The 25543-nt window shown below is 53.6% G+C and carries 22 protein-coding genes; 10 read left to right on the plus strand and 12 right to left on the minus strand.

Features of this window, described 5'->3' with window-relative positions; translation table 11 throughout:
* The first annotated feature begins 68 nt into the window (after positions 1 to 68).
* On the plus strand, positions 69 to 2078 hold the full coding sequence (locus OGX97_RS05590; protein ID WP_235125677.1) for a TonB-dependent receptor domain-containing protein: 2010 nt from the start codon (positions 69 to 71) through the stop codon (positions 2076 to 2078).
* 57 nt (positions 2079 to 2135) lie between these two features.
* Here OGX97_RS05590 and OGX97_RS05595 read toward each other — a convergent pair whose 3' ends face one another.
* The 3 genes from OGX97_RS05595 to tamA are packed head-to-tail and all read right to left on the minus strand — an operon-like array spanning position 2136 to position 7989.
* Positions 2136 to 2480, minus strand: coding sequence for a gamma-glutamylcyclotransferase family protein (locus tag OGX97_RS05595; protein ID WP_003025723.1), 345 nt, complete (start codon positions 2478 to 2480; stop codon positions 2136 to 2138).
* Positions 2481 to 2482: 2 nt separating this feature from the next.
* Positions 2483 to 6259, minus strand: coding sequence for an autotransporter assembly complex protein TamB (gene tamB / locus OGX97_RS05600; RefSeq protein WP_279850980.1), 3777 nt, complete (start codon positions 6257 to 6259; stop codon positions 2483 to 2485).
* Positions 6256 to 7989 (minus strand): autotransporter assembly complex protein TamA, encoded by a 1734-nt coding sequence (gene tamA / locus OGX97_RS05605; protein WP_003025718.1) that lies wholly within the window; start codon positions 7987 to 7989, stop codon positions 6256 to 6258. Before tamA ends, tamB begins: the two co-directional genes overlap by 4 nt.
* Positions 7990 to 8201: 212 nt before the next feature.
* Here tamA and msrA point away from each other — a divergent pair, with 212 nt between their 5' ends.
* Positions 8202 to 8840: a peptide-methionine (S)-S-oxide reductase MsrA gene (gene msrA / locus OGX97_RS05610; protein WP_279850979.1), complete on the plus strand. Its 639-nt coding sequence runs from the start codon at positions 8202 to 8204 to the stop codon at positions 8838 to 8840.
* A 272-nt stretch (positions 8841 to 9112) separates the two neighbouring features.
* Positions 9113 to 10453, plus strand: coding sequence for a hemolysin family protein (locus tag OGX97_RS05615; protein WP_003830418.1), 1341 nt, complete (start codon positions 9113 to 9115; stop codon positions 10451 to 10453).
* Positions 10454 to 10519: 66 nt separating this feature from the next.
* On the opposite strand, the gene OGX97_RS05620 is transcribed toward OGX97_RS05615, so the two are convergent.
* Positions 10520 to 10726 carry a DUF1107 domain-containing protein gene (locus OGX97_RS05620; RefSeq protein ID WP_003025710.1) on the minus strand — a complete coding sequence of 69 codons (207 nt, stop codon included), beginning with the start codon at positions 10724 to 10726 and terminating at the stop codon, positions 10520 to 10522.
* Positions 10727 to 11054: 328 nt separating this feature from the next.
* On the opposite strand from OGX97_RS05620, the gene OGX97_RS05625 reads away from it, so the two are divergent.
* Positions 11055 to 11612 carry a YtfJ family protein gene (locus tag OGX97_RS05625; RefSeq protein WP_048215073.1) on the plus strand — a complete coding sequence of 186 codons (558 nt, stop codon included), beginning with the start codon at positions 11055 to 11057 and terminating at the stop codon, positions 11610 to 11612.
* Here OGX97_RS05625 and cysQ read toward each other — a convergent pair.
* Positions 11602 to 12342, minus strand: a complete 741-nt coding sequence (gene cysQ / locus OGX97_RS05630) for a 3'(2'),5'-bisphosphate nucleotidase CysQ (protein WP_279850978.1) — start codon at positions 12340 to 12342, stop codon at positions 11602 to 11604. The two genes, OGX97_RS05625 and cysQ, sit on opposite strands and share 11 nt — an antisense overlap.
* A 188-nt stretch (positions 12343 to 12530) precedes the next feature.
* Here cysQ and cpdB point away from each other — a divergent pair, with 188 nt between their 5' ends.
* A complete protein-coding gene (gene cpdB / locus OGX97_RS05635) occupies positions 12531 to 14474 on the plus strand; it encodes a 2',3'-cyclic-nucleotide 2'-phosphodiesterase (RefSeq protein WP_279850977.1) in 1944 nt (647 codons plus the stop codon).
* Positions 14475 to 14521: 47 nt separating this feature from the next.
* On the opposite strand, the gene OGX97_RS05640 is transcribed toward cpdB, so the two are convergent.
* A complete protein-coding gene (locus OGX97_RS05640; protein ID WP_032934267.1) occupies positions 14522 to 14902 on the minus strand; it encodes a winged helix-turn-helix transcriptional regulator in 381 nt (126 codons plus the stop codon).
* Positions 14903 to 14992: 90 nt separating this feature from the next.
* Between OGX97_RS05640 and OGX97_RS05645 the strand changes: the two genes are divergently transcribed.
* The 3 genes from OGX97_RS05645 to OGX97_RS05655 all read left to right on the plus strand — a co-directional run bounded on the left by OGX97_RS05645 (position 14993) and on the right by OGX97_RS05655 (position 17789).
* Positions 14993 to 15841 (plus strand): SDR family oxidoreductase, encoded by an 849-nt coding sequence (locus tag OGX97_RS05645; protein ID WP_191215223.1) that lies wholly within the window; start codon positions 14993 to 14995, stop codon positions 15839 to 15841.
* 81 nt (positions 15842 to 15922) lie between these two features.
* Positions 15923 to 16747, plus strand: coding sequence for an AraC family transcriptional regulator (locus OGX97_RS05650; RefSeq protein ID WP_020996259.1), 825 nt, complete (start codon positions 15923 to 15925; stop codon positions 16745 to 16747).
* A 76-nt stretch (positions 16748 to 16823) separates the two neighbouring features.
* Positions 16824 to 17789: a DMT family transporter gene (locus OGX97_RS05655; protein ID WP_235127629.1), complete on the plus strand. Its 966-nt coding sequence runs from the start codon at positions 16824 to 16826 to the stop codon at positions 17787 to 17789.
* 68 nt (positions 17790 to 17857) lie between these two features.
* Here OGX97_RS05655 and OGX97_RS05660 read toward each other — a convergent pair whose 3' ends face one another.
* Positions 17858 to 19429, minus strand: coding sequence for a methyl-accepting chemotaxis protein (locus tag OGX97_RS05660; RefSeq protein WP_235125704.1), 1572 nt, complete (start codon positions 19427 to 19429; stop codon positions 17858 to 17860).
* Positions 19430 to 19673: 244 nt separating this feature from the next.
* On the opposite strand from OGX97_RS05660, the gene ytfE reads away from it, so the two are divergent.
* Positions 19674 to 20336: an iron-sulfur cluster repair protein YtfE gene (ytfE, locus tag OGX97_RS05665; RefSeq protein WP_003025690.1), complete on the plus strand. Its 663-nt coding sequence runs from the start codon at positions 19674 to 19676 to the stop codon at positions 20334 to 20336.
* Positions 20337 to 20483: 147 nt separating this feature from the next.
* On the opposite strand, the gene cycA is transcribed toward ytfE, so the two are convergent.
* Positions 20484 to 21893, minus strand: a complete 1410-nt coding sequence (cycA, locus tag OGX97_RS05670; protein ID WP_008786019.1) for a D-serine/D-alanine/glycine transporter — start codon at positions 21891 to 21893, stop codon at positions 20484 to 20486.
* 308 nt (positions 21894 to 22201) lie between these two features.
* Positions 22202 to 22822, minus strand: coding sequence for an FKBP-type peptidyl-prolyl cis-trans isomerase (gene fklB / locus OGX97_RS05675; RefSeq protein ID WP_032934269.1), 621 nt, complete (start codon positions 22820 to 22822; stop codon positions 22202 to 22204).
* 219 nt (positions 22823 to 23041) lie between these two features.
* On the opposite strand from fklB, the gene OGX97_RS05680 reads away from it, so the two are divergent.
* A complete protein-coding gene (locus OGX97_RS05680) occupies positions 23042 to 23692 on the plus strand; it encodes a LysM-like peptidoglycan-binding domain-containing protein (RefSeq protein ID WP_032942177.1) in 651 nt (216 codons plus the stop codon).
* Between the two features lie 64 nt (positions 23693 to 23756).
* On the opposite strand, the gene OGX97_RS05685 is transcribed toward OGX97_RS05680, so the two are convergent.
* The 3 genes from OGX97_RS05685 to rpsR all read right to left on the minus strand — a co-directional run bounded on the left by OGX97_RS05685 (position 23757) and on the right by rpsR (position 25542).
* Positions 23757 to 24680: a DMT family transporter gene (locus OGX97_RS05685; protein ID WP_008786017.1), complete on the minus strand. Its 924-nt coding sequence runs from the start codon at positions 24678 to 24680 to the stop codon at positions 23757 to 23759.
* A 143-nt stretch (positions 24681 to 24823) separates the two neighbouring features.
* A complete protein-coding gene (rplI, locus tag OGX97_RS05690) occupies positions 24824 to 25273 on the minus strand; it encodes a 50S ribosomal protein L9 (protein ID WP_003025676.1) in 450 nt (149 codons plus the stop codon).
* A gap of 41 nt (positions 25274 to 25314) precedes the next feature.
* Positions 25315 to 25542, minus strand: coding sequence for a 30S ribosomal protein S18 (rpsR, locus tag OGX97_RS05695; RefSeq protein ID WP_000135199.1), 228 nt, complete (start codon positions 25540 to 25542; stop codon positions 25315 to 25317).
* Position 25543 lies beyond the last annotated feature (1 nt).

Genomic DNA, 25543 nt, shown 5'->3' on the forward strand with positions numbered 1-25543 from the left:
TGACACCTTGCAGCTTTTCTGGGCTGCAAGGTGATGCTTTTATTTTTTACTTTTCAGGTGTCTATATTATGAAAACGCGTCAACTTATTACGCTGACAGGGATCGTTGCATTCTCAGGCGGTGTTATTTTCCCCACTCAGGCAGAAGAACTCACCGAAACCTCACGCAATAGCGAAGATGAAATGGTGATCACCGCATCCGGGTTCTCGCAGCAAAAGCGCGAAGCGCCGGCCACCATTTCCGTTATCGATCGTAAAACGCTGGATATTCAGCCGGACCGTAGCATTGGTGAAGCGATTAAAAACCTTCCTGGCGTCTCGGTCACCAACAGCAGCGGTATGAACGCTGGCAGCATTATGATTCGCGGCATGGACCCGTCCTATACCGCGTTTATGGTCAACAGCGTCAAACAAAATACCGGTGAATCTCGCCCTTACGGACATGACATCGGTACTGAAGCCAACTTCTTACCGCCGATGGAGGCCATTGAGCGTATCGAAGTTATCCGCGGGCCCATGTCCTCGCTGTACGGCTCAGATGCCATCGGCGGTGTGGTCAACGTGATTACCAAAAAACCGTATGGCGCAAAAGAGTGGACGACGGCAATTGCCGCCAATACCTGGCTTCAGGAACACCAGTATTTGGGTAATACCAGCCAGATGAATCTGTTTACCATGGGGCCGATTGTGCCCGATGTTCTCGGCCTTAGCGTAGCGGCCGACTGGCTCGACCGTCGCGATGACGATCGCAATAACTATTTCGGCAAACACAACCGTAAATCCGTTGATATGACGCTGGGCCTGGCCGCTAGCGAAAATAACCTGTTCGACCTCAATGTGGTCACCGGTGAGCAGGAGAAAAACCGTACCCAGAAGCGCGGCGCGCCGTGGTCATGGCTGTTCGATCGTAACGCCGCCACCTTAACGCATACCGGCTGGTATGCCGACGACACCATTGCAACGACCAACTACATAAATTATGAAAAAGGCCGTTCGAAGTACGTTTATGACGGCCAGTCGCCGCAGTATGTACAGATGGAGAACTACGTCGCTAATTCGCAAACCACCTTCACGCTCGACAACCATAAACTGACCGTTGGGGCGAATTTCACCCGCGAAGAGTTGAATGACCGCTTTGATGTGGCCAACAAAACGCTGCCCGGATCTGAGCCAGTGACAAAAATCAGCCGTAACGGTTGGGCATTGTTTGCTGAAGACGGCTGGAGCATTGACGACTTCATCCTGACCACATCAGCGCGTATGGACCAGGATGATAACTTTGGCACACATATTACGCCGAAAATGTACGGTAACTGGGCCTTCAGCAATGACTGGGCGCTGAAGGGCGGCGTTTCCGCAGGTTATAAAAAACCTGAGCTGCGTGCGACATCCAGCGACTTTGTCACCCCATACGGCTCGACCGTACCTTATCCCTTCCTGACCGTCGGTAACGACGATCTGAAACCAGAACAAAGCGTTAACTCTGAGCTGGGCCTCTACTGGACGGGGAATGCGCTGTCACTGGATAGCACCGTCTTCTATACGCAGTTCAAAGACAAAATTGCTGAACAAACCATTTGCGAAACTACATCGACGAATCAGTGCTCCGTGAATGGCTACAAGGCGGACTCCGTCAGTAAATACTTCAACGTCAGCAAGGCGGACGTGTACGGCATAGAACTGAATGCCGACTGGCAGATTAGCGCCGATGTAAAAGCCAACGCTAACTACACCTGGAACCATAGCGAACAGAAAAGCGGCGTAAACAAAGGCTACGCGCTCAACGATTACCCGCGCCATATGGCGAACCTGTCGCTGAACTGGGCGGCAACGCAGAGTCTGGACGTATGGAGTACGGTGAATTACCGCAGCAGTAACCGCAACAGCGGCAATAACTATAAGTACGATGACTACACGATGGTCGACGTAGGCGTACGTTATAAGCTCAATACGCACACGCAGCTGATGGCAGGGATCTACAACGTGCTGGATGAAGATCCGAAACTGACGACTGCATGGAATGAATCCGCGCAGGTGGAAGGACGCCGCTATAACCTCGGCGCGCGCGTGGAGTTTTAAGCCTTTAATAAACAACGCCACCCGAAGGCGGCGTTGTTTATTCTGGTAGACGATATATCAGTACTGGTCTCTGTCTAACCAGTTACCGCTTTCAATCAGCGTTAAGCCATCAACCGGACGTTGGTACACGTACATCCATGCACTTCCGTACGGCGTTTGAATTAACTGGCGTGCGTATTCACCGCCACGGGTACGCAGAGCGTCAAGCTCTGCCAGCGTGGCGTTATCAATACGATAAACTTCCCCGTGTACTGTTCCATTTCCCGGAACCGCGCCTGGATAGTGGCCCAGGCTGTACAACTGGTAGTTATCGATACTGAAATTTCCCAGCAACAGGGCATTGGTCATCCAGTGGCTGTTGCCTTGTTTGGTTCGTAAACTGCCGTAGACAAATATTCGCATTGCTAAAACTCGAACTGATAGAGCAAATCAAGTGCCTGATCTACGCCAGACACTGCTTCCAGATATAGCTTAGGCATCAGACGATAACGTAGCGTGAGTGTCGCTAAGGAGTCAAATATACCCACACCATATTTCACCTGCAGACCTGGCAGTACGTATCCGCTGACAACCACCTGAGATGAGTCGCCCACCCCTTGCGTGTCCAGTGCCAGATTGCTTACGCCAAATGTCTCCCCGATTTTACCCACAACCTGACCACTTTGTGCAACCCCCAGACCAATAAGCATTGAAGTCATCGCTGCGCTATCGCTCTGTTCGCTATCCAGCCCTTGTCCACGTAGCAGGTAGGAAAGCGCCATTTGCTGCGACATTGCCGGGTCGGAGAAGATCTCCGCCTTCGGTTCATCGGCGGTACCGGTGACGCGAACGCCAGCGATCACGTCGTCTTCGGTGGCATCTGGGTTACGAATCGCTTCGATGTTGAGCAACGGCTGATCCGGCGGACCGGAGAACAACAGCTCGCCCTTACGCACAATCAGATCCTGACCATAGGCGTGGAAGCGACCGCTCGGGATATTAATTTGCCCGTTAAGTCCCAGACCTTGCTTATCCTGCACCACTTTCAGATCGCCCGTCAGACGCGCTTTCAGACCAAAGGCGTCAAGACGCACGTTGTTACCAACGTGGATGTTCAGGTTGCTGTTGATCGGAATGCCGGCGGTCTGCGGTTTCTCGGGCTGCAGGTTGTTGTTAAGCATGACCATATCGCTGGAAACCCCAACCGCACTTTCCGGCAGGTCATGTACCACGATACGCGCCCACGGCACATCCACGTTACCATCGAGAGTAAACAGGCTCGGCGTGGCTTCAAAGACCACGTCAGGCGATACGTCGAGGCGGACCATCGGCGGTACGGTAATACGTACCCTGCTGCCTTTAGCCGCGACACGCGCCCGCCAGTTGTCTATCTGACTCCAGTCGGCATCGCCGCTCAGGTTAATTTCTCCCTGCTGCGTACGCACCACGCCCGCCAGCGTTGAGCGTGTTCCATTGAAGTTAACGGCTAACTGGCTTGGCTGCATGTCAAACGGCATGAAGTTACCGTCGATATCCAGACCACTCAGTTGCAGCTGTCCGAGCAACTGCGGGCTTTGCACATCGCCGCCCAGCCGCAGGTTGGCGTTGATCATCCCTGCCGCTTTTTCACCGCGCGAGAAGATGGGGTTCACCATCGCCAGATTGAAGTTGCGAATATTGACGTTACCGCCCAGATTACGACGCCCTTGCGGGTCCGTTACCTGCACCTGTCCGTCAAACTGCCCGTTGTTGGTCAGACGAATCAGCCAGCCCAACTCGGCACGGTTGTTGTGCAGGTCGGCGGTCAGATTCAGCGTTTCAAACGCCACGGGGAGCGGGGCATCATTCACGCTTTGCGTGACCTTGACGTTACGTCCGCTCAGGGTGACCTGCCCCTGTGGCAGCCCCTCTTTGGTGGTGTCCCAGCTCACATCAGCTTTGCCAGTGAACACACCGCTGGCCTGGGTTGTCTCCGGCATAAACGGTTTTAGCATCGCCAGGTCGAAGCGGTTAAGATTCACCACCGCGCGACCTTCTGCACCGGCATCAATGGTTTGTGGTACGCACAGCTCCGCATTCGGGTTGTTCCAGCAGTGCGGTCCGATACTAATTTTCTGTTCCTGATTACGATAATCCAGCGCGATAGCCCGGTTGAGCGACCACGGACCGACCGGCGTCTGGAAGCGGGTATTGCTTAACTCCCCTTTCCAGCGCTGTTCTTTGCGATCAAAGCTCCCGGCAAGATCCAGTTGCCCTGAAACCGGCTCACCCTGAATGCGTAACTGCAGTTCATGCTGCTTTTCACTGCCTTTGGCGTTGAGCGTCACCAGACCAATATTCACGTCAGGTTGTACAATTCGCTCTACACGAACGTTGAGATTACCGGCGATTTGCTCGGCCGATTTCACATCGCCTTCGACGCGCACCTGAGCAACGGAAAGTTCCTGCCAGCGCAGACCACGGGCGGTAATATCCACCAGCAGCTGCGGCGCTTCAACCGTACCGCGAACTTTTACCAGCCCTTTCGCCGTCCCGCCTAATCCCGGCAGCGCGTTATCCAGGCTTGGGGCATCAATCGTCGCGTCGAGGTTGAGGTCTTTAACCCCCAGTTCGCCTTTTACGTCCGCACTGTTGCGTCCCAGTTCCAGATGCAGGCCCGGAATCGTCCACTGCAGGTAGCTGTTCCCCTTCAGCGAACCGTTCACATTGACCTTGTTCTGCTTCACGTTGCCGGTCAGCTTCAGCTCCGGAACCTCCATCTGCCAGCTTCCGCCGTACAGACTGCCGCGCGTTTTCACCAGGCCATTCAGTTTTGACGGCCAGTCCGGGATCGCTTTCGCGGTATTGATACCATCCAGCGTTAGCTCCCCGCGCCAGCTGATCGCCTGCTGCCAGTCCACCAGCGCTTTCAGCTCGGTTTTCCCTTCCAGCGCCGCAACGCTGAGTTTGTCGAGATTAATCTGCTGCTCGTTGCCTTTGGCGTCCAGCGTGATGGTAGCTGGAGGAATATCCTGACCTTTCACGGCGGTACGCATCGACAGCGTATAGTCGGTCATCTTGCCGGTCAGTTTGAGCTTGATGTCATCGGCCTGGAACTGTTTCTCACCGGTAAACGGCCAGTAAACCTGCTTACTCACCACCTCAATGTTGAGCGGCAATCCGGCTTCTGCCAGGCGCGTCTGTGCACGCAGGTCCATATCTACCGGACCAGACAGATTGACGCCGACTTCCAGCTGTTCGCGCAGCGCGCCGCCAACCTTCAGCTTCACCTTTTCGCCTTTTAACGGGTCGATGTTTAGCGTGCTGTTTAACGTAATATCAACCGGCCACGTGTCGGTCAGTTGCGCCGTGCCGCTGGCTTTTACCGTTCCCTGATTCGAGTCGATATCCAGCGCGTCGAGCTTCATGTTGCCGTCTATGCTGCTCACTTTCAGCAGCATGCTATGTACCGTTAAATCCGTATCTCCGGTCACGCGCAGCTGCTCGCCGCGAAACTCTTCAATATTGAGATTGAGCGGCAGATGGACATCGGTCATTTCCGGCAGCACCGGTTTTGAGAACAGATCTTTTAGCGTTTCCCCGAGCGGCTTTTCATCCGGCTGCGGGTTCTGAATCTTCGGTTCGACAACCTCTTCCTGTGCCACTTCCGCCACTTTAGGCAGAGCAATCAGCAGCCCCTGTAATGACGTTGGCTTCAGCGTCAGCGTTTTTTCCTGCCAGTTCAGGCCAGAGGTAAAATCCAGCACCGAAACCGTGGTGTCATCGATTTTGATATTGATGTTGTTCAGCGCCACGCGCGAAAGCGTGATGGGGTAAGGCGTGGAAAGATTAAGCGGACCGCTCTCTTCTTCCTCAACCGGCGCGGATGGCGGCATCTTTTTGCTGTCGATCGCCACGTTGATGTTTTTCAGCGCCAGATCGTTGACGCACAGGCTGCTGTCCCACAGACAGTTAAGCCCCACGGCCAAATGCACTTCACCAGCATTCACCGCCACGCCAGGCTGGTCGTAGCGAATATTTTTCAGTGATAGATCCCGCCAGCCGCCGGTGACCTGACCAATTTCCAGACCCGGAACCCACCGATTAGCTGCTTTGAAGATCAGATGCAGGCCCGAGGTGGTACCGACGAGGAACGCCACCGAGCCTAACAACAGCAGGATAAAAATCAGCACGCCGAGGCTTATCTTCTTCCATAAACTCATAATTCAGGCCCCAGACCGATGTAAAACTGTAAACCATGTTCATCTTTGTCGCCGACCGGGACGGCAAAGTCGAGCTTGATAGGCCCCACTGGTGATTGCCAGCGTACGCCGACCCCGGCACCGGTTTTGAAATCGCTTCGGCGAATGTCGCTGACCGCTTCGCCGCTATCGACAAACATCGCTCCCCACCATTTACCGGTCACGTTGTACTGGTATTCCAGCGAGCCGGTTGCCAGCTTGGAGGCCCCTTTCAGCTTGCCGTCGCTGCCTTCCGGCGAAATAGATTTGTATTTGTAGCCGCGAATACTGCGATCGCCCCCGGCAAAGAAACGCAGGTCCGGCGGCACTTTGTCGAAGTCTCCAGTTTCAATCCAGCCGAGATTACCGCGCATCACAAAGCGATGCCTGTCGTACAGCGTGCGGATCCAGACGTTTTGCGCCTGGAAGACGGAGAAATCAACATCTGAACCCCAGGCGGTGTTCGAGTAATCAATAGAGTAACGCTGAGAGTCGCCCCAGACAGGCATCAGGCCGCCGCGTGAACGCGTCCGGCTGATCATCACGCCCGGATAGAGCAGCATAGTGGTGTTGGTGACGTTACCCTGGGTAAAGTGGTCGAGGCTCCAGCGCAGGTTAATCGCGCGCTGCCAGCCGCTGGAGAGGTCCCAGTAACGGGAAACCGCAAGCGTTGTGGAATCCTGCTCGGTGTCGTTTAAATCGGTACGCTTAAAGCCGCCCTGTACCAGGTAATACTGCTCCAGCGGGTTCTTTAACAGCGGCATTTTATAGCTGAAATCAAGCACCTGCTCTGGCGCCGAGATACTGGCGCTGGTCGTCAGGCTGTGCCCGTAGGAGTTCATCCACGGTTTTTTCCACGAGGTCTTCACCCGTGGCCCGACGTCAGTTGAATAACCGACCCCGGTTTCGATAGTGTTTTCGGTTCGCGGTGAGACCACGCCTTTCAGCGGCAGCACCTTGGTTTTGCGGGCTTTATCAAACTCCGGCGCGACGACCACGGAATTAAACCATCCGGTCGCCGACAGACGACGGTTCAGTTCGCCCAGATCTTTCGACTCGTACTCTTCACCTTCTTTAAAGGGCACCAGATTTTGCAGATACTCATCGCGAATTTGCGAGCCTTCAAAGGTGACATGCCCAAAGCGATAGCGTTCGCCGCTGTTGTAATCGATATCCCAGAACGCCTGGCGACGCTCAAGCGCTATCCCGAGCTGGCTTTTATTAAATTCACTATCGAAGTAGCCTTTGCGCAGCGCCACGCTGGTGAGTGACTTTTTGAAGTTGTCATAGTCCCCCTGATTCAGCACGGTGCCGATTGCCGGGCGCGTTTTCAGCAGATCCAGATAATCTTTATCCGTACGCGCGCCACCGCGCAAAATCACCTCGGTGCCACCAATCAGCACCGGCTCGCCGGGGGTCACTTTGGCAATCAGCACCTGGCGGCCTTTTGCCGGCGGTGGACGCAGTTCAAAATCAATGGTCGGCTCAAAGTAGCCCAGCGCTTTTAGCCCTTCGCGGATGGCATCATCAACGCGCGCACGAAAGCGTCGGTCTGGAGTGACTTCATCACTTTGAATCGTGGACAGCTGCGCACGGACGTTTTTCTCCAGCGGTCCTGATAATCCTTCGACCTGTAAGCGAACATTCGCGGCGGCGGCGGAGCCACTTAAGCACAGTAATCCCACCCAACATAACTGACGGATATGTGGCACATTTTCTCCTGAATATCCTTTTTTCCCACCCCTGGAAAAAAATACTATGCCGTTCCTCGGCTTAACAAAAAATCAACAATAAGAGTTGAAAAACAGACGACAACCCAAATATTTCTTATGTTTAACTCTAGACGTATTCACGCCGTTTATTGTGGGCAAAGACGCGTCTCGTTACAACCTTAACCCAAATGACTGATTTCGGGAGAACGGCCATGAGTTTATTTGATAAAAAGCATCTTGTTACTCAAGCAGATGCGCTACCTGGACGCAACACCCCGATGCCAGTGGCAACGCTGCATGCGGTTAACCAACATTCGATGACCAACGTGCCCGACGGTATGGAGATAGCTTATTTCGCCATGGGATGCTTCTGGGGCGTTGAACGTTTATTCTGGTCATTACCCGGGGTATACAGCACCGCAGCCGGGTACACCGGCGGCTACACCCCAAACCCAACCTATCGTGAAGTGTGTTCTGGCGATACCGGGCATGCCGAAGCGGTACGCATCGTCTATGACCCGCATGTTATCAGCTACGAACAACTGCTGCAGGTGTTCTGGGAAAATCACGACCCGGCTCAAGGCATGCGTCAGGGGAACGACCAGGGCACGCAGTATCGCTCCGCCATTTACCCGTTAACGCCGGAACAAACCGCCGCCGCACAGGCCAGCCTTGAACGTTTTCAGGCAGCAATGACCGCCGCAGGCGACGAGCGCACCATTACCACGGAAATCACTACGGCAACCCCGTTCTATTATGCCGAGGACGATCACCAGCAGTATCTGCACAAAAATCCTTACGGATATTGTGGCATTGGTGGTATTGGTGTTTGCCTGCCCCCACAAGGATAATTTCCCCCTCTGGCGACTTTACAGTACCTTACGCTATACTAGCTTCTGAATTTACCGGCTCACTTCCACGAGCCGGTTTTCAATGAATATTCCATTGGATTTATACTCTAAGGATTTCGAGTTGCAGGCAGGCGGCAAACTCGTGAATCCCCAGGAGCATAGAGAACTATGTGACTGGGGTGAATGAGTGCAGCTAACGCACCTGCAGCTTGAAAGACGACGAGTATCAACTTCTCCCTTCCGAGGATCTGACCCGAACGGTCGGATAAGATATGTTAAACAGTATTTTAGTCATTCTCTGCCTGATCGCCGTGAGTGCGTTTTTCTCGATATCTGAGATCTCGCTTGCTGCATCACGCAAAATAAAACTTAAACTGCTTGCCGATGAAGGCAACGTAAACGCACAACGTGTTTTGAAGATGCAGGAAAACCCCGGCATGTTTTTTACCGTCGTGCAAATTGGCCTTAACGCGGTCGCCATTCTCGGCGGTATCGTCGGTGATGCAGCATTCTCCCCGGCGTTTTACAGCCTTTTCTCGAAGTACTTCACTCCAGAGCTGTCCGAACAGTTAAGCTTTATTCTGTCGTTCTCGCTGGTTACTGGCCTGTTCATCCTGTTCGCGGATTTAACCCCGAAACGCATCGGTATGATTGCGCCAGAAGCTGTGGCTTTGCGTATCATCAACCCGATGCGCTTCTGCCTGCTGGTCTTCCGCCCGCTGGTGTGGTTCTTTAACGGTCTGGCAAACAACATTTTCCGTCTGTTTAAGATCCCAATGGTGCGTAAAGACGACATCACCTCGGATGACATTTACGCCGTGGTCGAAGCGGGTGCGCTGGCGGGTGTTCTGCGCAAGCAGGAGCATGAGCTGATTGAAAATGTGTTCGAACTGGAATCCCGTACCGTCCCGTCTTCAATGACCTCGCGCGAGAATATTATCTGGTTCGATCTCCATGAAGATGAGCAAAGCCTGAAGAACAAGGTGGCGGAACATCCGCACTCCAAATTCCTGGTGTGTAACGAAGATATCGACCACATCATTGGTTATGTTGATTCAAAGGATCTCCTCAACCGCGTACTGGCAAACCAAAGCATGGCGCTGAACAGCGGCGTACAGATCCGCAATACGCTGATCGTCCCGGACACGCTGACGCTCTCTGAAGCGCTGGAAAGCTTCAAAACCGCAGGCGAAGACTTTGCCGTCATCATGAACGAGTACGCGCTGGTGGTGGGGATTATCACCCTCAACGACGTTATGACGACGCTGATGGGCGATCTGGTAGGTCAGGGTCTGGAAGAGCAGATTGTGGCACGTGATGAAAACTCATGGTTAGTCGACGGCGGTACACCGATTGATGACGTAATGCGCGTGCTGGATATCGACGAGTTCCCGCAGTCCGGCAACTATGAAACCATCGGCGGCTTTATGATGTTCATGCTGCGTAAAATCCCGAAACGCACCGACTCGGTGAAGTATTCAGGTTACAAATTTGAAGTGGTGGATATCGATAACTACAAGATCGATCAGCTGCTGGTGACGCGTCTGGACAGTAAACCTACCGTTCTGGTACCAAAACTGCCAGATGCAAAAGAAGAGGCAAAGGCGTCTTAACGCCTTACAGAAACATCAACGGCTCCCATCAGGAGCCGTTTTTTTAACTACTGCATAGCACTTTGATCAAGCCATCTCAGTTTGCAGACGCAAGACCTGACGGTTAACTTCGGACATCACGGAAAAATGCAGTTTGTCCTTCACTTTTGGGATAAGAATCTTACCCTTATCAAATTCAAAAGCGCCTACATCCTTGATATATAACCGTCCACGAAACAGGATCTTCACGTACTTCGCCACCTGCAGCGGGTTGTATCGTTGGAAAATTTTCATTGTTGTCTCCTGCTGAGCATTACGCCTTTGCGGTACCACAATCGGTCCGACAATCCTCAGGCGCAAATTTTAATGCCCTATGACTATAGACTATCTCGTTGATGTTTCCAGCGTGTATAAGTTTATTTACCTTCAAGTTACAATTATTCAGAATTATCTTTTCAACGCTTCGCTGTCTTCAGTATAAGCCTTCATTTTTCGCAGGATTTGTGCGCCCGTCCGCAAACTGGCATCGCGCTTGCGGGAAAAAGCATCATTCGCACATATGATTAAATTCCAGACCCAAGTGGTCGGATCACCTGCAAAATAAAAGAAAGAAGGAAAACCTATGACCTTACGAAAACTGCTGGCGCTGTCGTGCCTGCTACTGCCGATGATTGCCTCCGCACATAAGTTTGAGACTGACCAGCGCGTACCGCCGGTGGGGATCGCCGATCGTGGCGAACTGATTCTCGATAACGATAAGTTTAGCTACAAAAGCTGGAATAGCGCGCAGTTGCCAGGCAAAGTGCGAATTGTGCAACACATTGCCGGACGCACCTCCGCCAAAGAGAAAAATGCGACGCTGATCGAGGCAATCAAAGCCGCCAACCTGCCGCACGACAAATACCAGACCACCACTATTGTCAACACGGATGACGCCATTCCCGGCTCCGGTATGTTTGTGCGCAGCAGTCTGGAGAGCAATAAGAAGCTCTACCCGTGGTCGCAATTCATTGTCGACAGCAATGGCATTGCGCGTAAAGCCTGGCAACTGGATGAAGAGAGCTCCGCTATCGCCGTACTCGACAAGGACGGACGCGTGCAGTGGGCAAAAGATGGCGCATTAACGCAGGAAGAGGTACAGCAGGTAATTGCCCTGCTGCACAAATTACTCAGTAAATAGAGACGCGGAAGCCGGGGTTGAGGAACGATTCACGTGGGGTGTAATCCAGAGGTTTCCCCTGCCAGTCGTGAACGTGCGCTCCGGCTGCGGCGGCAACGGCATGGCCAGCGGCGGTGTCCCACACGTTGGTTGGCCCAAAACGCGGATACAGCTGTGCGTGCCCTTCCGCCACCAGGCAGAACTTCAGCGATGAGCCAGTCGAGGTGGTCTGGTGCTCGCCCAACTGTTGCAGATACTCTTTTAACTCATTGTCGGCATGCGAGCGGCTAATGACCACCAGCGGCGGACGCGCGTCACGAACCTGAATTTGTTTGCGTACGCCGCACTCTTCTTTCCACGCTTTACCTTCTGCTGCGCTGTACATCACTTTCATTACCGGCGCGTAAACCACGCCCAGAACCGGCTTTCCTTTCTCGATCAGCGCAATATTGACGGTAAATTCACCGTTACGCTTAATGAACTCTTTGGTCCCGTCCAGCGGGTCCACCAGCCAGTAGCGCTGCCAATGCTGGCGAACATCCCAGCCAGGAGGCGCCTCTTCAGACAGAACCGGAATATCCGGCGTCAGCGCCAGTAATCCTTCGAGGATCACCGTATGCGCGGCGATATCTGCCGCCGTGACCGGAGAATCATCCTGCTTGCTGGTAATCTCCATCGGTTTGATTCCATCGTAGACCTGCATAATGGCATCGCCCGCGTTCCGTGCAAGCTGGCATACATGTTCTAGCATTCTCCACCTCGTTTCTGTCAGTGGTGTTAACTCGTTGTTTTACTTATACCCGATCGTCAGGGGATCCGCCAACTGTGATAGCGTCTGCGGTTTTAAACGCTATATTCATGTCATGATTCACAGTTCTGTAAGCAAGAAGATTTATATACATTTTCTTTTGTGGCTTAGATCTTAAAAGGATGCCCCTGATGATTAAGTTTAGTGCAACGCTTCTGGCAACGCTGATTGCAGCCAGCGTCAATGCCGCGACCTTCGATCTGCGTATAATGGAAACCACTGATTTGCATAGCAATATGATGGATTTCGATTATTACAAAGATACACCGACTGAAAAATTCGGTCTGGTACGTACGGCAAGTCTGATCAACGCTGCGCGTGGTGAAGTCAAAAACAGCGTGCTGGTTGATAATGGCGATCTGATTCAGGGCAGCCCGCTCGGGGATTACATGGCGGCCAAGGGGCTGAAAGCGGGCGAAACTCACCCGGTATATAAGGCGCTGAATACCCTGGATTACGCGGTGGGTAACCTCGGCAACCATGAATTCAACTACGGTCTGGAGTATCTGCACAACGCGCTGGCCGGAGCGAAGTTCCCTTACGTTAACGCCAATATCATCGACGTGAAGACCAAAAAGCCGCTGTTTACGCCTTACTTGATCAAAGACACTGAGGTGGTCGACAAGGAAGGGAACAAGCAAACGCTGAAGATTGGCTATATCGGCTTTGTGCCACCGCAGATTATGACCTGGGATAAAGCCAACCTCAGCGGCAAAGTCACGGTGAACGACATTACGGAAACTGCACGCAAATACGTTCCGGAAATGAGAGAAAAAGGCGCCGATGTTGTGGTGGTGGTTGCTCACTCCGGGCTTTCTGCCGACCCATATCAAACCATGGCGGAAAACTCCGTTTATTACCTCAGCGAAGTACCGGGCGTGGATGCCATTATGTTTGGTCACGCTCACGCCGTCTTCCCAGGTAAAGACTTTGCCAATATAAAAGGCGCAGATATCACAAAAGGTACGCTGAATGGGGTTCCTGCGGTGATGCCGGGTATGTGGGGCGATCACCTGGGCGTGGTGGATTTAGTGCTGAATAACGACAGCGGTAAATGGCAGGTCACTCAGGCGAAAGCCGAGGCGCGTCCGATCTATGACGCCGCAGCCAAAAAATCACTGGCAGCAGAAGACAAAAAAATCGTTGAGATCCTGAAAGCCGATCACGACGCCACGCGTGAGTTTGTCAGTAAACCGATCGGTAAATCCGCCGACAACATGTACAGCTATCTGGCGCTGGTACAGGATGACCCGACCGTACAGGTGGTGAACAACGCGCAGAAAGCCTATGTAGAACACTTTATTCAGGGCGATCCGGATCTGGCAAAACTACCGGTACTTTCCGCCGCCGCGCCGTTTAAGGTCGGTGGACGCAAGAACGATCCGGCAAGCTTCGTAGAAGTCGAAAAAGGTCAGTTAACCTTCCGTAACGCCGCTGATTTGTATCTCTATCCCAACACTCTGGTGGTAGTGAAAGCCAGCGGTAAAGAGGTGAAAGAGTGGCTGGAATGTTCTGCCGGGCAGTTCAATCAGATTGATATCCACAGCAGCAAACCACAGTCGTTGATTAACTGGGATGGCTTCCGTACCTATAATTTCGACGTGATTGACGGCGTGAATTATCAGATTGATGTTTCACAACCTGCTCGCTACGACGGTGAATGTCAGACCATTAACCCGAAAGCGGAACGTATTAAAAATCTGACCTTTAACGGCAAACCAATCGATCCGAATGCCACCTTCCTCGTCGCGACCAACAACTACCGCGCCTACGGCGGTAAGTTTGCCGGAACCGGCGACAGCCACATCGCGTTTGCTTCTCCGGATGAAAACCGCTCGGTGCTGGCGGCCTGGATTGGTGCTGAGACGAAGCGTGCCGGTGAAATTCACCCGGCGGCAGATAACAACTGGCGTCTGGCGCCAATTCATAGCGATACACCACTGGATATTCGCTTTGAAACATCACCGTCTGATAAAGCCGCGGCATTTATTAAAGAGAAAGGCCAGTATCCGCTGAAGAAAGTCGCGACCGATGACATCGGTTTCGCTATTTATCAGCTGGATTTAAGTAAGTAATTTTCGTGCCGGATGCGGCGCAATAGCGTCTTATCCGGCCTACAAAACTACGCAGCCCGTTCGTCCCGCTGCGCTAAAACCTGCGGCAAATTCAGTTCTATCCAGTCCGCCAGCGCGGCGACTTTATCGCTCACCTGCTCACCCAACGGCGTCAGGCTATACTCCACGTGCGGCGGCACCACCGGATACGACACCCGATTGATAAACCCATCATGCTCTAACGCTTGCAGGGATTGCGCCAGCATCTTTTCACTGACCCCGCCCATCTTACGGCGCAAATCGCTGAAACGATGCGTACCGTCGCGCAGCGCCACCAGAATCAACACGCCCCAGCGGCTGGTGACGTGTTTTAACACCTCACGGGAGGGACACTGTTCGGCAAACAAGTTGCCATCGCGTAACTGCTGAGAGAGCGTCGAAGCTGTCATTTTCATACTAACCTTTTTGTGCGTACTTACTAAAAGTAAGTTTAGGTGTTAGCGTGATTAAACACAAGACCAATACCAAGGAGTCACTCCATGATCGCAATTACCGGCGCCACCGGCCTACTGGGCCAACACGTTATTGAATCTCTGCTGAAAACCGTTCCTGCCAGCCAGATTGTGGCAATTGTGCGTAATCCCGCTAAAGCGACGGCGCTTAGCCAGCAGGGCATTACCGTTCGTCAGGCGGATTACAGCGATGAAGCCGCCTTGACGGCTGCCTTACAGGGTATCGACAAGCTACTGCTAATCTCCTCCAGCGAAGTGGGACAACGCGCCCCGCAGCATCGCAACGTGATTAACGCAGCGAAAGCCGCGCACGTGAAATTCATCGCCTACACCAGCCTGCTGCACGCCGATACCTCCCCGCTGGGGCTGGCTGATGAGCATGTGGCAACCGAGAAGATGCTGGCTGAATCCGGTATCGGCTACGCGCTGCTGCGTAACGGCTGGTACACCGAAAACTATCTCGCCAGCGCACCGGCTGCACTGGAACACGGCGTGTTTATCGGGGCTGCAGGTGAAGGCAAAATCGCCTCAGCGACCCGCGCCGACTATGCCGCTGCCGCCGCGCGCGTCATCAGTGAAGACGGTCACGCCGGTAAAACTTATGAACTGGCGGGCGACGCAGGCTGGACCCTGAGCCAGTTGGCTGCCGAGCTGGCAAAACAGAGTGGTAAAAAAGTGGTGTATCAGAACCTGAGCGAAGCAGATTTTGCCGCCGCGCTAAAAGGTGTAGGCCTGCCTGCCGGGCTGGCGGACATGCTGGCTGACTCAGACACTGGCGCCTCCAAAGGTGGTCTGTTCGACGACAGCCATACGCTGAGCAAACTGATTGGTCGCCCGACCACCTCGTTGGCTGACAGCGTCAAAGGCATCGTGTAAGTGTTAAAAATTAGTTAATTGTGGTAGCATCCCCGCGCATCCTCTCTGATAATGACAGGATGATGCGTGGGGAGAGAAAACGTGCAAGGTGTACCTGAGCAGTTTATTGATGAGAAAGACAGCGCCCGCTTTCGCCATCTGGCGCAGGTGCCGGGCGTTGAGCTGTATCATGCACACATCTCGCGTTACGCTTTCGAGCCGCACACCCATGAAGCGTTTGGCATTGGCGCGATAGAAGCCGGAGCCGAACGTTTTCGCTATCGCGGCACGCAGTATGTTGCCCCCGCCCATTCCGTCGTCACCATGAATCCCGATGAGCTGCATACCGGCGAAGCCGAAACCGCCGACGGCTGGCGCTATCGGATGATTTATCTTGAACCCGACCTTCTGGAAGAGGTCACCGGGATCCGCCACTGGTGGTTTCATGACGTAACGCGTCACGATCCGCTGCGCTCGCGCCAGATCTGCTCGCTGATCCACGGCCTGTGGAACACGGAGGATCCGCTGGCGCAAAAAGGCCTTCTACTCGATCTGATCGACACGTTCCAGCCGCTGGCCCGCCATGCGCCAGTATTAACGGAGGGGGCGCATCGCTTTGAACGGGTACGTGAGTATCTGCACGATAATTATATGCATCCGGTCACGCTCGACGAGCTGGCGCGGGTTGCATCGCTGAGTCCCTGGCATTTTCAGCGCCAGTTTAAGTCTCATTTCCACGTCACGCCGCACCAGATGCTGATGGCGATCCGGCTGTGGCGAGCCAAAGGTTTTCTCACTTACGGTATGCCCGCCGCAGAGGTCGCCGCCGCAACCGGCCTCACCGACCAGTCGCATCTCACCCGCGCGTTTACCCATCGCTACGGCATTACGCCGGTACGTTATCAGAAACAAGTCGTCCGGCGTTGATCAGCAATCTCATACAATACGGCGGCATTTTTCCTGCCTACACTCGACTTATTGTTAAACGATGTGGATGTCAAAAATGATTAGCGGTGTGTTGTATGCCCTGTTGGCCGGGCTGATGTGGGGATTAATTTTTGTTGGACCGCTGATCGTACCGGAATACCCGGCGGTATTGCAGTCGATGGGGCGTTATCTGGCGCTGGGGCTGATCGCATTGCCGATTGCCTGGCTGGGACGTGCGCGCCTGCGTCAACTCGTGCGGAAAGACTGGGTAACTGCGCTGACGCTAACAATGATGGGGAATCTGATTTATTACGTTTGCCTGGCAAGCGCTATTCAGCGCACCGGCGCGCCGGTTTCAACGATGATTATTGGTACATTGCCGGTGGTGATCCCGGTCTTCGCTAACCTGCTCTACAGCCAGCGTGACGGCAAATTATCATGGTGGCGTCTGTCGCCTGCGCTGGTATTGATTGGTATAGGACTGCTGTGCGTGAATATCTCGGAGCTGAATCAGGGGTTACCAGACTTTAGTGGCTGGCGTTATGGTTCCGGCATCGCGCTGGCGCTTGTCTCGGTGATGTGTTGGGCATGGTACGCGCTGCGTAATGCCCGCTGGCTGCGAGAGAATCCGGATAAGCACCCGATGATGTGGGCGACGGCCCAGGCTCTGGTAACGTTGCCCGTTTCTCTGCTCGGTTACATTGCCGCCTGCCTGTGGCTTAACGGGCAAACGCCGGACTTCGCTCTACCCTTCGGTCCGCGTCCGGGCGTGTTTATCGGTCTGATGATAGCCATTGCGGTATTGTGTTCGTGGGTTGGCGCACTGTGCTGGAACGTCGCCAGCCAAAAATTACCGACGGTGATCCTCGGCCCGCTGATTGTCTTCGAAACGCTGGCCGGTTTGTTGTACACCTTTATTCTGCGTCAGGAATTTCCACCTCTGCTGACGGTTAGCGGTATTGCGCTACTGATGGTTGGGGTGGTGATAGCAGTCAGAGCCAAGCCGCAGAAACCGAGCGTCGTGGTGGTTTCACAATCATAATGTGCCGGATGGCACTGCTTATCCGGCCTACAAGGACTGTACGATCTCATGTAGGCCGGATAAGGCGTTTACGCCGCCATCCGGCGCGACACTTTAAACACCGCTACCGTCTGGTTCAACCGCGCGGCCTGCTCTTCAAGCGCGGCAGCGGCGGAAGCGGACTCTTCTACCAGCGAGGCGTTTTGCTGCGTGACGCGATCCATTTCGGCAACCGCCAGGCCTACCTGATCGATACCCCGACTTTGTTCATCAGAAGCTGAGGCAATCTCCCCCATGATGTCGGTCACGCGGGTCACGGCGCTAACTATTTCCGCCATCGTTTCACCCGCTTCATGCACCAGCGCCGTACCGGCATTGACCCGATTCCCTGAGTCATCTATCAGCGCTTTGATCTCCTTCGCCGCCTGAGCGCTACGCTGCGCCAGCGTCCGAACCTCGCCTGCGACCACGGCAAATCCGCGCCCCTGCTCGCCCGCACGCGCCGCTTCCACCGCCGCGTTTAGCGCAAGGATATTGGTCTGGAAGGCAATACCGTCGATAACATTGGTAATTTGCGCGATTTTGCTGGAACTGGTGGCGATTTCATCCATCGTACGCACCACACCATCAACCACGGTTCCGCCTTTTTGCGCCGTCTGTGAAGCATTTTTTGCCAGACTGGTCGCCTGACGCGCGTTATCTGCGTTCTGTCTCACGGTTGCGGTAAGTTGTTCCATGCTGGCTGCGGTCTCTTCCAGAGAGGCGGCCTGCTGCTCGGTACGTGAAGAGAGATCGTTACTGCCTGCGGCGATTTCACCCGCACCGGTATAGATGGTATCGGCCCCGTCACGCACCACGCTGACCGTATTCGCCAGCGCCTGCTGCATGTCACGGACGTTACTTGCCAGCAGCGCCATTTCATTGCTGCCATCGGCGCTGATGGGGTGCGTCAGGTCACCGGCGGCAATGTAGCGAATATGTCCCATCACCTCGTGGAGCGGCTTGAGCAGCACTCGCTGCATCGCCAGCCAACTGGCGATAATCACGGTGACGACAATCAGCATCACCGCGGACAGCAGCCAGATTATCTTCTGGTAATCACTCTCATTGTCCTGCACTCCGGCAGCGGCCAGCGCCGTTTGCGCGCTACGCCATTCCCGATAAACGTCCTGCATGGCCGTTTGCTTTTGCTCGGCATTCTGCTTGAACATCTCTTCCAGCTTTCCTTCAGCCAGCAGCGCGTTCATTTTTGCCAGCGTCGCAGAATAGATGCCGTACTGCTCTTCCAGTCGATCGGCCAGATGCTCATCCAGCCCCGGCGTTTCCGGCAGAGCGTAGTATTTATCGTAATGCTCTTTCGATTCGGCCAACAGGCGATTTGCCGTGTTCACCAGCTCCTTCAATTGACCGCCGTTAATATCGCTGGCCATGGTTCCCTGTAAACGCAGCATGCCCCGGTTGAGCGTGACGCGAGCCTGGTTCAGGCTAATCCACGCATCGGTAAACTCGGACACGTTCTGGCTGGAAAGTTGAGACACGTTAAAGTTCTGCTTATCGTTATTGAGTGCGCCAATAAAGACGCCCGCGGAGATGAGCTGCATTGCGCCCAGCGCGAGTAACACGGTGATAAGTAAGGTTATCACTTTGATTCGTTTGAACATCTGTAGCCTTTTATTATGCAGGTATTGTCTGAGGTCTAACTATCGGCAGCGGCGTGCGCTTATTTAATCCTGTCGTGCGGCTTTTTTCGCCGTACCTTTCCTTTCCAATAAGATTCAGCATCTTAACGAGATAAGAAATTTTCGTGACGCCCTTCACAAAACACCCCACCCCGAAAGGGTTATATCCTTCGCCATAAGTTGCATTTAAAATGCATCTTATATTATTGAGAATGAGGTAACGGCAATGTCTTATCGCGATCAACCTTTAGGTGAACTGGCGCTCTCTATTCCTCGCGCTTCGGCCCTGTTTCGTAAATACGATATGGATTACTGCTGCGGCGGTAAGCAAACGCTGGCACGCGCTGCCGCGCGTAAAGAGCTGGATTTAGACGTTATTGAGGCGCAGCTCGCGCAGCTGGCTGAACAGCCGCTGGAGAAAGACTGGCGTACCGTGGCTCTGGCTGAAATCATCGACCATATCATCGTGCGTTATCACGACAGACACCGCGAACAGCTGCCGGAGCTGATCCTGCAGGCCACTAAAGTTGAACGCGTTCACGCAGACAAACCGAACGTACCGCGCGGTCTGGCGAAAAACCTGACCATGCTGCATGAAGAGCTGTCCAGCCACATGATGAAGGAAGAGCAGATCCTGTTCCCGATGATTAAACAGGGCATGGGTAGCCAGGCGATGGGGCCAATCAGCGTGATGGAAAGCGAACATGACGATGCGGGTGAACTGGTAGAAGTGATCAAACACATCACCCATAACGTCACGCCGCCACCAGAGGCCTGCACCACCTGGAAAGCCATGTATAACGGCATTAACGAGATGATCGACGACCTGATGGAACACATCAGCCTGGAAAACAATGTGTTGTTCCCGCGTGCCCTCGCAGGTGAATAAAAAAGCCCGGTAGCGCTAGCGCTTACCGGGCCTACAACGACCTCGAACGTAGGCCTGATAAGGCGAAGCCGCATCAGGCAATCCCGCCAGCATAGTGCCGGATGCGGCGTAAACGCCTTATCCGGCCTACATCTCACGTCTTAGCGATTAACGCACGCCTGCCATACGTTTCTTACCGATAAACAACCAGCCCAGACCCAGCGCGATGAACCACAGCGGCGTCACGATCAGCGCCTGACGGGTATCATCTTCCAGCGTCAGCAGTACCAGTACGAAGACGAAAAATGCCATACATACCCAGCACATCAGCTTGCCTAACGGCATCTTGTAGATTGATTTTTCATGCAGGTGAGGACGTTGCTTGCGGTACACCAGGTACGAGCAAAGAATGATGGTCCAGACGAACATGAACAGAATCGCCGATACAGTGGTGATCATGGTGAAGGCGCCAATCACGCTCGGGTTCACGTACAGCATCACCACGCCGCCCAGCAGACAGATACAGGAGAAGGTTAAACCCTTCGCTGGAACTGCGCGTTTAGACAGCTTGGCAAACGCTTTAGGCGCAACGCCTTCCTGCGCCAGACCGAACAGCATACGGCTGGTAGAGAACACGCCGCTGTTTGCAGAAGAGGCAGCTGAAGTCAGTACAACAAAGTTGATCAGGCTCGCCGCAGCAGGCAGACCAACCAGCACAAACAGTTCAACGAATGGGCTCTTGGTTGGCACTACCGAGCTCCACGGCGTAACGGACATAATCACGATCAGCGCGAACACGTAGAACATGATGATACGGATTGGAATCGAGTTAATGGCGCGCGGCAGAGATTTCTCCGGATCCTTGGTTTCCGCTGCGGTCGTACCCACCAGCTCAATACCCACAAACGCAAACACGGCTATCTGGAAGCCGGCAAAGAAGCCACTCAGACCTTTCGGGAACCAGCCACCGTCATTCCACAAGTGCGTGAACGATGCCTGAACGCCGGTTGGCGACTGGAAGTGCGTCAGCACCATCACCAGACCGACGACAATCAGGCCGATGATGGCAACGATTTTGATCATCGCAAACCAGAACTCCATCTCACCGAACATTTTTACGGTGGCGAGGTTGAGGCTCAGCAGCAGCACAATCACCGCCAGCGAGGCGACCCAGTCTGACAGTTCGGGGAACCAGAATTGCGCATACGCGGTAATCGCGACCACGTCTGCCATCCCGGTAACAACCCAGCAGAACCAGTAGGTCCAGCCGGTAAAATACCCGGCCCATGGCCCGAGCAGGTCAGAGGCAAAATCACTAAACGATTTGTACTCCAGATTCGAGAGCAGCAATTCACCCATTGCGCGCATCACGAAAAACAGCATAAAACCGATGATCATATACACAAAGATGATCGACGGGCCGGCGAGACTGATGGTTTTACCGGAGCCCATAAACAGGCCAGTACCGATAGCGCCACCAATAGCAATAAGTTGAATATGACGGTTTGTGAGATTGCGCCGTAGCGACTGTTCAGACGACGCCTCTTCAGCGGTGTCGACTTTTACCTGATCTACCATGTTTTTTCTTCCTGTACCTGTCTGTGTTGTTCAGGCTCTACGGCCTTTAGTGTGTCTATGATACGACGATCCTGTTATCAGGACTCATCGATATTAGGTAAGAATTGGCGGGATGAATACTAAGATTTAGATATAATGTTAATTTAATGTTTAAAGTGAGTGTCATATCACTCTGATAGCGCGAATCAGCTCACAAAAATACACGCTGATGGGGCATTTGCAAGATAAAATATCGACAACGACGTAACTATAGCTTTTCACGCTATTTTTTTGCTCCCCCCGGCCTCGGGGGGAACAGAAGTCACTGCTTACAGGATCTCAAGCAGCTCAACTTCGAACACCAGCGTGCTGAACGGAGGAATGGACGCGCCAGCGCCACGCTCGCCGTAAGCCAGTTCCTGAGGAATAGTCAGTTCCCATTTGGAACCTACCGGCATCAGGGTCAGCGCTTCAATCCAGCCTGGGATTACGCCGTTAACCGGGAATTCAGCCGGTTCGCCACGTGCGACAGAGCTGTCAAACACGGTACCGTCGATCAGCTTACCGGTGTAGTGCACGCGAACGCGGTCAGTGCGTGCCGGAATAGCACCTTCACCCTGGGTCAGAACACGGAACTGCAAACCGGATTCAGTGCTGTTCACACCGTCTTTCTCACGGTTTTCTTCCAGATATTTGACGCCATCAGCCGCCATAGCCTGGAAACGCTCGCGACGAACTGCATCAGCACGTTCGTGGATTTCACGCAGTGCGCGATGCACAACATCAACCGGCACTGCCGGGTGCTTACCTTCCAGCGCGTCAGCGATACCCGCTACCAGCGCTTCAGGCAACAGTCCTTCCAGTCCGGATTCGCTCAGCTGTTGTCCTACCTGCAAACCAATGCCGTAGCTTGCTTGCGCTTCGATAGTGTCAAAAGTCGGGTTAGCCATCATATTTCCTTTCATCGGATGTAAAGTAGCGGGCAGCATATCAGCCATGCCGCATCCGGTAAAACTTTGTCTCGGGAACAGATGACAAATCGCGAGGAAACATAAACAATAGGAATATCCCGCGTTGACGTCACGAAAGCGGGTAATATGACGAACATCATAGCGTTAGCCATCTATACTCTATGATCGAGGAACGAGACGCGGAGCAGGAGGAAAGCCATGCCCGGGCGCTTTGAATTAAAACCAACCCTGGCGAAAATCTGGCATGCACCGGACAATTTTCGCATTATGGACCCGCTACCGCCTATGCACCGCCGCGGCATTATTATTGCTGCTATTGTGTTGGTGATAGGTTTCCTGCTCCCTTCCAGTGACACCAGCGATACCCCTGTGGTGACGCGTACTGCCCAGCTGGATTTACAGTCACAGTCGCAGCCACCGACTGAGGCTCAGCTGCAGGCACAGCTTGTCCCGCCGCAAAATGATCCCGGCCAGGTCGCTCCGGTTGCGCCAGAGCCAATCCAGGAAGGCGAACCTGATGCGCAGCCTCAGGTCCAGCAATCTCAGCCTCAGACACAACCTTTCCAACAGGATAGCGGAATTGACCAGCAGTGGCGCTCCTACCGCGTAGACTCAGGTAAAACGCTGGCGCAGGTATTCCGTGACCATAACCTCCCGCCAACCGATGTGTATGCGATGGCACAGGTTGAAGGCGCCGGAAAACCACTGAGCAATCTGAAAGACGGTCAGATGATACAGATCAGGCAGAATGCCAATGGCGTGGTGACGGGATTAACCATTGATACCGGGAATGGTCAGCAGGTACTGTTTACCCGCCAGCCTAACGGCAGTTTTATCCGCGCCCGTTAAGCGCTGTGACCCCGCGATTGTAAGCCTGATAAGCGATAGCGCCATCAGGCATCAAGGTGAAACGTCAGCGTTTCACCTTGTTCACCCACCAGATCCCCGAACACACCAGCACCAGCGCTACCGCATATTTCCATTCGAGAATGTTTTCACCGAGGAATATTGCCGACAGCACTGCTCCCGAAACCGGGATCAGGAAGTTAAACGGCGCAATCATCCCCACGCGATTATGCTTGAGCAGAATACTCCACAAGGCGAAAGCGACCGAAGAGAGTAACGTCAGGTAGCCGAGAATCGCCACCGAAGACGCACCGTGTACGGTTAGCGTGCCGCCAAAAGCGTAGCCGCCGATAACCAACGCCAGGCCGCCACCGCCCAACTGGTACCCTGTCATTACCGTCGGGTCCACCGTCTGAGAAATACGTTTTCCATATAGCGTGGCAGCAGAGAGAATAAAGGCTGCCATCACTACTGAGCCGTCGCCTAACAGGCTGAAGCTAAAATCCATTCCGCTGCTAAAGTTCACCACCATTACACCGGTAAAGCCCAGAATACAGCCCAGCGCTTTGTTGTAGCTCAGTTTGTCGTTATGGTAGATAAAATGGGCCAGCAGCACGCTGAAGAAGGTCCCGGTCGCATTCATGATGGACCCTTTCACTCCCGTCGTGAACGCCAGGCCAATGTAGAAGAAGATGTATTGCAGCGAGGTTTGCGTTAGCCCCAACAGCGTGAGTTGGCCGTACTGACGCGGGCTTAACCGGCCAATTGGTTTACGCTGCGCTACCGCCAGCAGTAGCAGCAATAATCCCGCAAACAGAAAGCGATATCCGGCAAAGACAATCTTTGAGGGAATGTCATCCGTGGCAATCTGGAAGATCTCATATCCGCTTTTGATCGCCGGATAGGCGCTCCCCCACAACAGACAGCAAAACGCTGCGCTCAGGTAGACAACATTTTTACGCGCAAACAGAGGTTGGTGCGTTGGTTCCATTCCATCACCACTTTGAAATAATGTTTTATTTTTGTGATTATCCCGAAAAGGATAAAGAATAGCCAGAGAGAAAAGCGGGGGGAACAGAAAAGCAAAACGCCGGCACAGGGCCGGCGCTTTTACGCGGTCATCAGAATAAAAACTTATTCTGCAACTACGTTTACAGTCAGCTTAGCAAACACTTCGCTGTGAACCTGGAAGCTCACTTCGTGCTCGCCAGTGGTACGCAGAACGCCGTTCGGCAGACGAACTTCGCTCTTAGCTACTTCAACGCCAGCTGCAGTTACAGCGTCAGCGATGTCGCGAGTACCGATGGAACCGAACAGTTTACCTTCGTCGCCAGCTTTAGACGCGATGGTTACGGTTTCCAGTGCGTTGATTTTCTCAGCACGAGCTTCAGCAGCGGACAGAACGTCAGCCAGTTTAGCTTCCAGCTCAGCGCGACGCGCTTCGAAAAATTCAACGTTTTTCTTGGTAGCAGGAACAGCTTTACCCTGTGGTACCAGGAAGTTACGAGCATAGCCCGCTTTAACGTTAACCTGATCACCCAGGCTACCCAGGTTTGCTACTTTATCAAGCAGAATAACTTGCATTATCTTATCCTCTCAAAGTCGTATTAATGGACCGTGACCGATTACTGATGACGATCAGTGTACGGCAGCAGGGACAGGTAGCGAGCGCGTTTGATAGCGCGAGCCAGCTGACGCTGGTATTTTGCACGGGTACCGGTGATACGGCTTGGGACAATCTTACCGCTTTCGGTGATGTAGTTTTTCAGCGTAGCGATATCTTTATAGTCGATCTCTTGAACGCCTTCCGCGGTGAAACGGCAGAACTTGCGACGACGGAAATAACGTGCCATA

Source organism: Citrobacter sp. Cpo061, assembly GCF_030332845.1.
Taxonomy (GTDB): domain Bacteria; phylum Pseudomonadota; class Gammaproteobacteria; order Enterobacterales; family Enterobacteriaceae; genus Citrobacter; species Citrobacter portucalensis.